The sequence below is a fragment of the Alkalilimnicola ehrlichii genome, assembly GCF_003399765.1.
Classification (GTDB): Bacteria; Pseudomonadota; Gammaproteobacteria; order Nitrococcales; family AK92; genus AK92.
In genome coordinates this window covers 201,750-210,847 of sequence record NZ_NFZV01000007.1, presented here as the reverse complement: position 1 = coordinate 210,847, position 9,098 = coordinate 201,750, and the positions used below count along the sequence as shown (strand labels likewise).

At 57.7% G+C, this 9,098-nt stretch carries 7 protein-coding genes and 1 tRNA gene; 4 read left to right on the top strand and 4 right to left on the bottom strand.

Annotated features, from left to right (window positions below; translation table 11 throughout):
* Positions 1-37: 37 nt before the first annotated feature.
* Positions 38-127: transfer RNA gene (locus tag CAI21_RS09330), tRNA-Ser, on the bottom strand.
* A 232-nt stretch (positions 128-359) separates the two neighbouring features.
* On the opposite strand from CAI21_RS09330, the gene mltF reads away from it, so the two are divergent.
* Positions 360-1,817, top strand: coding sequence for a membrane-bound lytic murein transglycosylase MltF (gene mltF / locus CAI21_RS09325; protein ID WP_116302032.1), 1,458 nt, complete (start codon positions 360-362; stop codon positions 1,815-1,817).
* Here mltF and tadA read toward each other — a convergent pair.
* Both tadA and guaA read right to left on the bottom strand, forming a co-directional pair.
* Positions 1,748-2,317, bottom strand: coding sequence for a tRNA adenosine(34) deaminase TadA (gene tadA, locus CAI21_RS09320; RefSeq protein WP_116302031.1), 570 nt, complete (start codon positions 2,315-2,317; stop codon positions 1,748-1,750). The two genes, mltF and tadA, sit on opposite strands and share 70 nt — an antisense overlap.
* Before the next feature lie 12 nt (positions 2,318-2,329).
* Positions 2,330-3,907 carry a glutamine-hydrolyzing GMP synthase gene (gene guaA, locus CAI21_RS09315; protein ID WP_116302030.1) on the bottom strand — a complete coding sequence of 526 codons (1,578 nt, stop codon included), beginning with the start codon at positions 3,905-3,907 and terminating at the stop codon, positions 2,330-2,332.
* A gap of 255 nt (positions 3,908-4,162) precedes the next feature.
* Here guaA and CAI21_RS09310 point away from each other — a divergent pair, with 255 nt between their 5' ends.
* Positions 4,163-4,984, top strand: coding sequence for an ATP-grasp domain-containing protein (locus CAI21_RS09310; protein WP_116302029.1), 822 nt, complete (start codon positions 4,163-4,165; stop codon positions 4,982-4,984).
* 44 nt (positions 4,985-5,028) lie between these two features.
* Here CAI21_RS09310 and guaB read toward each other — a convergent pair whose 3' ends face one another.
* Positions 5,029-6,495, bottom strand: coding sequence for an IMP dehydrogenase (guaB, locus tag CAI21_RS09305; RefSeq protein ID WP_116302043.1), 1,467 nt, complete (start codon positions 6,493-6,495; stop codon positions 5,029-5,031).
* A 214-nt stretch (positions 6,496-6,709) separates the two neighbouring features.
* Between guaB and xseA the strand changes: the two genes are divergently transcribed.
* Positions 6,710-8,080 (top strand): exodeoxyribonuclease VII large subunit, encoded by a 1,371-nt coding sequence (xseA, locus tag CAI21_RS09300; protein ID WP_116302028.1) that lies wholly within the window; start codon positions 6,710-6,712, stop codon positions 8,078-8,080.
* Between the two features lie 2 nt (positions 8,081-8,082).
* Positions 8,083-8,892, top strand: coding sequence for a peptidoglycan DD-metalloendopeptidase family protein (locus CAI21_RS09295; RefSeq protein ID WP_116302027.1), 810 nt, complete (start codon positions 8,083-8,085; stop codon positions 8,890-8,892).
* The last annotated feature ends 206 nt before the right edge of the window (positions 8,893-9,098 follow it).

The following is a 9,098-nucleotide window of genomic DNA, read 5'->3' as shown; positions in this document are numbered from 1 at the left end:
GTCTAAGGCTAAGGCGTCTCGTACGCTCTTGCTTATATGGCGGAGAGGGTGGGATTCGAACCCACGTGGGCGTAATGCCCCAACCGATTTCGAGTCGGTGCCGTTATGACCGCTTCGGTACCTCTCCAATGACTCCGCTTTTTTAAAGCCCCAGCGCCTTCCGGCGCTGGTTTCGGCGGCGGTCGAGTCGGTGTCGTTATGACCGCCTCGATACCGCGCCTGATAATCTTTTTGCCGTGCCTCTAATCGGCACAGGACACTTATCTTAAATTCAGATGCAGCTAAAATAAAGCCATGCCCTGAACACGCGGCGTAGTTTACAATAGTTTGACCAGAAAGACGAAGAGTTATCCCACCGAATGCTGAAATCGCCCGCACGCATGCTCATGGCCTTGGTCGCCGTTGGGCTTATTTACCTCGCCTGGGCTGGATACATCAGCCGCCCGAACTTGCTTGAGCGGATTCAGCAATCGGGAGAGCTTACCGTAATCACACGTGTAGGACCAGCCACTTATTATCAGAGCCAAACCGGTCTCGCCGGCTTGGAGTATGAGCTGGTCAACCGATTCGCTGAAGAGCTTGGCGTGGAGCTGCGCCTGATCACCGTAGAAAGTCGGGAAGAGATTTTCCAAAATCTCGCCAGCCGGCGCGCGCATTTGGCCGCCGCGGGCTTGACGGCGACAGAAACGCGGCTGGAACGGTTCCAGTTCACAGAGCCGTACATGACGGTACACCAACAGCTGGTCTACCGCCTCGGCGAGCGCCGCCCTAGGGACTTGAGCGAGATCGAGCCCGGCACTCTGAAAGTGGTCGCCAACAGCAGCTATGCCGATACGCTGCGAAGCGTTAGCGAGGAGTTTCCCAACTTAGAATGGGAAGAGACACAAAACTATAATATCGAAGAGCTGCTCTACCGGATCTGGAATGGCGAGGAGAAATACACGGTCGCTAATTCAAACGAAGTCATTCTGCACCAGACATTTTATCCGGAACTGCGCTCCGCCTTCGATTTATCAACCGGGCGCGGACTAGCCTGGGCGTTTCCTCGCTTCGACGACGACAGTCTCTTTGAAGAGGCCGAGCAGTTTTTCCACCGTATACGAGAAGACGGCACCCTCGCCCACCTGCTCGAAAAATACTACGGCCATCTTAGTCGCTTCGATTATGTGGGAACGCGTACCTATTTACGCGATATCACCGAACGTCTGCCGCAGTATCGCCCCTTATTTAAAGAAGCCGCCGAACAGTACGATCTCGACTGGCGGCTGCTAGCCGCTATCGGGTATCAAGAATCCCATTGGAATCCGCGCGCGGTTTCGCCGACAGGCGTTCGAGGCATCATGATGCTAACCCTGCGCACCGCGGGCGAGGTTGGCGTGACTAACCGTTTGGACCCCGAGCAAAGTATATTCGGCGGCGCACGCTACTTTGCGCACATGCACGAGCGAGTACCTGACCATATTGAGGAGCCAGTGCGCACTTGGCTCGCATTGGCCGCCTATAATGTTGGCCTGGGTCATTTGGAAGACGCTCGCATTATCACCGAGCAACGCGGCGGCGACCCCAACTCGTGGGTCGATGTCAAAGAAAACCTCCCCTTACTGGCGCAAAGGGAATGGTATACGCAGACACGCTTTGGCTATGCCCGCGGCTGGGAGCCGGTGCGCTATGTCGAGAACATCCGCGCTTACTACGAGCTGCTGGTCCGAATCACCGAGCCCGGCGGCCCGCCGGAGCTACCGGCGGATTATTCGCCCAATTCCCCTCGTAAAGCACCCGGCCTAAGGCTTTCGCCGGCAGTCGAATCTGCTTTCTGAACAACCGCTTGAGCGCCCTTTTTACGGCGACTGCGGAAGAAGTTTCGTAGCATGTCGGCGGCGTCCGCTTCGAGAACGCCGCCGCTCACGTCTACGCGATGATTGTGCTGCTCCGCCTGTAGTAGCGAAAACACACTGGCGACTGCGCCTGTCTTCGGCTCATAAGCACCGAAAACAACCCGTGCGATACGAGCATGGACGATGGCGCCTACGCACATGGTGCACGGCTCTAAACTGACATAGAGCGTCGTCCCGACCAGGCGATAGTTGCGCAAACGCTGAGCGGCCTCGCGAATAGCCTGGATTTCGGCGTGGGCGCTGGGATCGTGGGCACTGATGGGCCGATTCCAGCCTTCGCCAACGATTTCGCCATCCCGAACCAGAACCGCGCCAACCGGCACTTCGCCTTCGGCCGCCCCCCGTTCAGCCAAGGCGAGCGCATGTCGCATCCACGCTTCATCGCTCGCCTGTTGGGCTTGCTCATCGGTTTCAACGCTCATTACGGCGATCTATCACTCCCACTCGATAGTCGCTGGCGGTTTGCCGGAGATGTCATACGTTACCCGAGAAATGCCCTCTATCTCGTTGATAATGCGACGCGACACCAAATCGAGGAAGTCATACGGCAGATGCGCCCAGCGGGCGGTCATAAAATCGATGGTTTCTACCGCACGTAGCGCAATCACGTACTCGTAGCGCCGACCGTCGCCCGTCACGCCTACCGACTTCACCGGTAGGAATACGGCAAAGGCTTGACTGACTTTGTCGTAGAGGTCGTGTGCACGCAGCTCTTCGATAAAGATATGATCGGCAGGGCGCAGCAGATCGGCGTAGTCTTTTTTCACTTCGCCGAGAATGCGCACACCTAGGCCAGGCCCCGGGAACGGATGCCGATAGACCATATCGGCCGGCAAACCGAGCTCCAAACCGACCTTGCGCACTTCGTCCTTGAACAGCTCACGTAACGGCTCGACCAACTTCAACTTCATGTCCGCGGGCAAACCGCCCACATTGTGGTGCGATTTGATGACATGAGCCTTACCGGTTGCCGCGCCGGCCGACTCGATTACGTCGGGATAAATCGTGCCCTGCGCAAGCCATTGCACGTTCTTCAGCTTAGCGGCCTCCGCATCGAACACATCGATAAAGGTATTACCGATGATCTTTCGTTTTTGCTCGGGGTCGGTCACACCGGCCAAACGGCTCAAGAAAACGTCTTCGGCATCGACACGAATGACGCGCACGCCCATATGCTTGGCAAAAGTCGCCATCACCTGGTCGCCCTCGCCTTGCCGCAACAAGCCGTTGTCGACGAATACGCATGTTAGGCGATCGCCGATGGCTTTATGCAACAAAGCGGCAACGACCGAGGAATCGACGCCACCGGATAAACCAAGCAGCACTTCGTCCTCGCCCACTTGCTGGCGCACGCGCTCTATGGCGTCGTCGATGATGTTGCCAGCCGTCCAATCGCCGGCGCAGCCGCAGATTTCATGCACAAAGCGACTTAGAATGCGGGCGCCCTGTGCCGTGTGGGTGACTTCGGGGTGAAACTGCAAACCGTACATACGGCGTTCATCGTCGCCGATACCGGCAATTGGCGCACTCTCTGTGCTGGCGATCACCTTAAATCCGGCCGGCAACTCGCTCACGCGGTCGCCATGACTCATCCACACATCCAACAGCCCCCAGCCTTCGGGACTGGCGTGATCCTCGATATCCTGTAACAGGCGAGAATGCCCACGGGCCCGGATCTGCGCATAGCCAAACTCCTTGTGACTAGAAGGCTCGACGCGCCCGCCCATTTGGAAGGCCATCGCCTGCATGCCGTAGCAGATGCCAAGCACCGGGACGCCAAGCTCAAACACTAATTGCGGTACTCTCGGCGTCGCGTCAAAGGTTACCGACTCCGGACCGCCGGAGAGAATAACCCCCTTAGGCCGAAAGGCACGAATCGCTTCGGGGTCGCAATCGCAGGCATAGATTTCACAATACACCCCCGCTTCGCGCACACGACGCGCAATCAGTTGCGTGTATTGGGAGCCAAAATCGAGGATCAGAATCCGGTCGCTATGTATGTCTTGAGCCATTGCCTTCGCAGCACCTAAAAATCAGCGAAATCAGCCACGAACCTCGATCTGCACCAGTGCTTGACGAAATTCTGTAGCTGCAGTATATCCTTGCCACGGCCAGCCTCCCGGCTGCGCGCGCGGGTAGCATAACCTAATGGCCCCTTAACCTAAATTCCTGCGATACAGCGCATCGCGCGTCCGTGGGCTTGAGGATTCGAACCAAGCCCACCTCCGCCTTGCCCTGGCGGCAGGATTTGTCGTGAGCATTATACCGTGTCCGTCGCATCCGAACTGATCACGCTAAACGCTTATCGAGCACTCGGCATCCCTGGCGTACGCTACATCAAACCTGAGTTACTGTTCCGCCATCTTCCCGAGATTAGACAAGCACGATGGGTCTTATTTCCGGAATACTGGCAAGTCAACACCCTGACCTATGCGCTAAAGAAGCGCTTATTTCCTAACCCGGCCACCTATCACCTCGGCCACGATAAAATCGAAATGACGCGGGCCTTCCTCTCGGTAGCTCCCGCCCACGTACCGGAGACCCGTATCCTACCGAGCACAGAATGGGACGGCGATGCGGTACACGAGCTAGGCTTGCCGCTAGTCGCGAAAGAACCTCGCAGTTCGATGGGCATCGGCGTCCATCTTATAAAAACACGCCGCGAACTGCGGGAGTTCGCAGCCAAGCACGACACGCTTTATCTGCAAGAGTACCTTCCTATCGACCGCGATCTACGCGTCGTTTATGTCGGCCGAAAGGTTATCGCGGCCTATTGGCGCATCGGCGCCGAGGGCAGCTTTCACAACAACGTGGCGCGAGGAGGCAGCGTAAGTTTCGACGATATCCCGCAAGCAGCGTTGGAATTAGTCGATCAGGTAGCCACAGAGCTGGAGGTAAACCATGCCGGCTTCGATATCGCCGAAGTCGGGGGGCATTACTATTTATTGGAGTTCAATACGCTCTTCGGTAACGAAGCCTTGAACAGCCGGGGCATTTCAGTGGCTCAGCACATTTGGCACTACCTATGCGAGCAAGACGAAACGCCGCCTCTCAGCCCGCAGGATCCGCCGCTGTTGAAATCCGCCTAAAAGCGCCCCTCCGCCAGGAGGCTGCCGGAGGGGCACCGACACAACTAATCGATGCGGTAATTCGGCGCTTCCTTGGTAATCGTCACGTCGTGAACGTGACTTTCCCGCATACCCGCGCCGGTGACGCGCACGAATTGCGGTTTTGTCCGCATCTCTTCCATGGTGCGGCAACCGACATAGCCCATGCTGGCACGCACACCGCCCAGCATTTGATGAACAATCGCCACCAGGCTGCCTTTGTACGGTACGCGCCCTTCGATGCCTTCCGGCACCAGTTTGTCCGCCTGACCGGTGTTCTCCTGGAAATAGCGGTCGCTCGACCCCTGGCTTTGCGACATCGCCCCCAAGGAACCCATGCCTCGGTAGGACTTATATGAACGACCTTGATACAACTCGACTTCGCCCGGTGCTTCTTCGGTGCCGGCTAGCAAGCCGCCGACCATAACGGAGTAAGCGCCTGCCGCCAACGCTTTCGCCATATCGCCCGAGAAACGAATGCCGCCGTCGGCAATCAAGGGAACGCCGGTGCCCTTCAGGGCAGTGGCGACATTATCGATCGCCGTAATCTGCGGCACCCCGACCCCTGCGATGATACGGGTAGTACAAATCGAACCAGGGCCGATACCGACTTTAACAGCGTCGGCACCGGCTTCGGCCAATGCCGTGGCCGCATCGCCGGTGGCAATATTACCGGCGATGACCTGAATCTCGGGGTAGGTCTGCTTGAGCCAACGGACCCGATCGATCACCCCTTGCGAATGACCATGCGCGGTATCCACCGTAACCACGTCGACGCCCGCCGCGACCAAAGCCTCGACACGCTCTTCGGTACCGGCTGCGGTACCAACGGCAGCGCCTGCCCGCAGACGACCCTGCTCGTCTTTACACGCGTTCGGATAATCGGTCGCCTTTTGGATATCCTTCACGGTGATCATGCCGCGCAGCTGGAAGTTCTCGTTGACGACCAGGACTTTTTCAATGCGATGCTGGTGCAGCAAGCGCAATACTTCGTCGCGCTCCGCGCCTTCCCGCACGGTTACCAAACGGTCACGCCCGGTCATCGCCACCGACACCGGCTCGTCCAAGCGGGTTTCAAAGCGTAAGTCGCGGCTCGTTACGATACCGACCAGATCCTCGCCGTCGACAACCGGCACCCCGGAAATATTATTCGACCGGGTTAAGGCGAGCACATCGCGGATGCTGGCGCTGGGGTGTACCGTAATCGGTTCCTTGATCACGCCGCTTTCGAATTTCTTTACCTTTCGGACCTCAGCGGCTTGTTGCTCCACCGACATATTTTTGTGGATCATCCCGATACCGCCCTGCTCGGCCAAAGCGATGGCCAACCGCGCCTCGGTCACAGTATCCATAGCGGCCGACACCACGGGGATGTTCAAGCGGATATCGCGCGTCAGCTGCGTGGAAAGGTCAACATCGCGCGGCAGCACATTGGAGTGCGCCGGCAGCAGCAGAACGTCATCGAAAGTGAGAGCTTCCTGAGCTATTCGCATATAACGGACACCTTCTTGGCGGGGAGCGGCTGCCATTTTAAGCAGCTCATTGCGAAGTTAGCCGGACATTATAAAAAACCACAGGCAAAAGCGTAAACCTTATATATTGCATGGGTAGCATTTATCGTCTTTTTATTGAACCTCCAAGGGCGAGAGCAGCGAATATTTGCCTATCCCGATAGGCGCTACAGCACAGGCTTGCTATCATGCATCGATGCTTGTCGACGAACCTTTAACCACCGATTCCCGCCAAGTCTACAGTGTCTCACGCCTTAATCGAGAAGTGCGTACGCTGTTGGAAGGCAGTTTTCCGCTTATCTGGCTCGAAGGCGAGATCTCCAACCTCGCGCGGCCGGCCTCCGGGCATTTGTATTTTTCTCTGAAAGACGCACAAGCTCAGGTTCGCTGTGCGATGTTTCGAAACCGCAACCTGCTGCTGCGGTTCCGCCCGGAGAACGGAGCCAAAGTCCTGGTTCGGGCTCGGGTCAGCCTTTATCCGGCACGCGGCGAGTTTCAACTGAGTATCGAGCATATGGAACCGGCCGGCGCCGGTGCGCTACGACAGGCCTTCGAAGCGCTCAAGGCCAAGCTCGACCGAGAAGGCTTGTTCGCGACCGAGCACAAACGCCCCTTACCCTCGCTGCCGCAAAAGCTAGGCGTTATTACCTCGCCCTCCGGAGCGGCCATTCACGACGTATTGACCGTGCTCCGGCGCCGCTTTCCGGCAACCGAGGTATTAATATACCCGGTACCGGTACAAGGGGAAGGCGCTGCCGAAGAGATTGCCGCTACGATTCGATTAGCATCCGAGCAAGCGACAGTCGATGCCTTGCTACTGACCCGAGGCGGCGGATCGCTGGAGGACTTGTGGTCGTTCAACGAAGAAGTCGTTGCCCGTGCAATTTTCGATTGCGAAATACCCTTAGTATCGGCCGTTGGTCATGAAGTCGATGTAACCATTGCCGACTTCGTAGCCGATCGCCGCGCCCCTACGCCGTCGGCGGCAGCAGAGCTGCTCACGCCCGACGCCCAAAGCTGGCTGGCCACGCTAGCTCAGCAAGAGCAACGCTTGCTCGCTCTGACCCGACAACGGCTGGAGCGGCTGCACGAGCGCTCGTACTGGCTACAGCAGCGCCTCATGCAGCAGCACCCCCATCGACGACTACAGGATCGCAGCCAGCGGCTCGATGAGCTGGAACAGCGACTCCTGAATGTGACCCGCAACCGGATACAGACGGCCCAAACACGGTATAACCACGCTCTAAGCCGCTTGCGGCAAACAACGCCGGTGGAACGTTTCCGCACTGCCGAGCGTCAATGCGCCGACTTGCAGCACCGGCTCGGCACCGCAATAGAGCATATCGTTAGCCAGCAGCAGCGACAGCTAGAAGGCTTGGCGCGTGCACTGGATGCGGTCAGCCCCTTAGCGACCTTGGGGCGTGGCTACGCTATTGTGCGCCGACCGGACGACCAAACGGTGCTTCGCAACGCCGCGGAGGCAACTCCCGGCGATCGAATTGTAGCAAAACTCGGCCATGGCCAATTGCACTGCCTCGTCGAATCGATTGCCAAGGAGGAGAATTAACCATGCGCTCGCTCGCACTCGTTGTCGGCTTTTTAGGATTAGCTCTGCCTGCCGTGGTCAGTGCAAATTTACCTAACAATAAAGCCGTTCCCGGCGGGGTGGCCATCGTACCGCTGAGTAGCAGCGAGGAAACCCCGCCTACGGTAACATACAATGGACGCTCGGTACTGGTTACCAAGACCGACGATGGTTGGAGTGCAGTTGTCGGCATCGGCCTTAGTGCGGAAATCGGCGAACATCGCCTAAAGGTCAATGGCAAACCGACCGCTTTCGAAGTACAAGACAAACAGTACGCCGAGCAACGGCTCACCATCAGCAATCGGCGACAGGTTAATCCGTCGCCGGAAGATTTGGAGCGTATCGGCAGCGAACGGACCCGCATTCGTGCCGCGCTGGAAACATACAGCGAGGCGGCAAGCCCCGAAGCGTTACGGTTTGCCATTCCAGTAGAAGGGCGGCGCAGCAGCCCCTTCGGGTTGCGCCGCTTCTTCAACGATCAACCGCGCAACCCTCACAGCGGACTTGATATCGCAGCCCCCACAGGTACCCCGATTCACGCCCCAGCCTCCGGTACGGTTGTCGAAACGGGAGACTTTTTCTTCAACGGTAAATCCGTTTTCATCGACCACGGCCACGGCCTAGTCACCATGTACTGCCACATGGACAGCATCGACGTTGCCGTAGGAGATCGGGTAGAACTCGGGCAATTTATCGGCACGGTCGGCGCCACCGGACGCGTTACCGGCCCCCACTTGCACTGGAGCGTAGCGCTCAACGGCAATCTCGTCGATCCGGAATTATTTATCGATTAATAACTTACTTCAAACCGGCGGCATCTTGCCGCCGGCTATCCGCCCCTCCCTCCCCGGCATCATTCTTTTCATCGATTTTAAACACGTCAAAGTGTGAAAAAATCTATTTCTTGCAACCCCCGAACGCAGGTATATAGCAAGGGAAAGACAGGAAACGCTGAATGCCCCGCTCTCGCGCAGGGTCTTTCCACGCTTCCGAGAGAACC